The following is a 516-nucleotide window of genomic DNA, read 5'->3' as shown; positions in this document are numbered from 1 at the left end:
GCCCACCGCCACCGTACTCACCACCAGCGAGTACTCCAGGATCAGGCTCCAGCCCACCACCCAGGCGAACACCTCGCCGAGCGCACTGTAGCTGTAGGTGTAGGCGCTGCCGGCGGCCGGCAGCATCGTCGACAGCTCGGCATAGGACAGCGCCGCACAGGCGCAGACTGCACCGGCGATGGCGAAGGAAATCAGCACGGCCGGGCCGGCCAGGTTGGCACCGACGCCGATCAGCGTGTAGATGCCGGTACCGACGATGGCACCGATGCCCAGCGCGATCAGGTGCGGCCAGCTGAGCGTCGGGATCAGGCGCCTGCCGGCTTCGTGGACGGTGACGGAATCTAGGGACTTGCGCCGGAACAGGGACATGCAGGCCTCGGAAGGGGTGACTGAGAACGACAAGTTCCCGAGTGTGACCGAACGCAGCGCAGCATTGCCACTGACGGGGGTCATACCCGACGTGCCGCGCGCTGCACCGCGATCAGGCTGCCGGAATCGGCATAAAGCAGGCCGGAG

At 67.1% G+C, this 516-nt stretch carries 1 protein-coding gene; it reads right to left on the bottom strand.

Annotated elements, in window-relative coordinates; translation table 11 throughout:
* On the bottom strand, positions 1 to 369 hold a 369-nt coding region (locus EN850_RS33450), incomplete at its 3' end, for an amino acid permease (RefSeq protein ID WP_136092926.1).
* Between the last annotated feature and the right edge of the window lie 147 nt (positions 370 to 516).

This window comes from Mesorhizobium sp. M8A.F.Ca.ET.207.01.1.1, assembly GCF_004794715.1.
In the GTDB taxonomy this organism is placed as follows: Bacteria; Pseudomonadota; Alphaproteobacteria; order Rhizobiales; family Rhizobiaceae; genus Mesorhizobium.
This window is presented reverse-complemented; position numbering and strand designations above follow the sequence as displayed.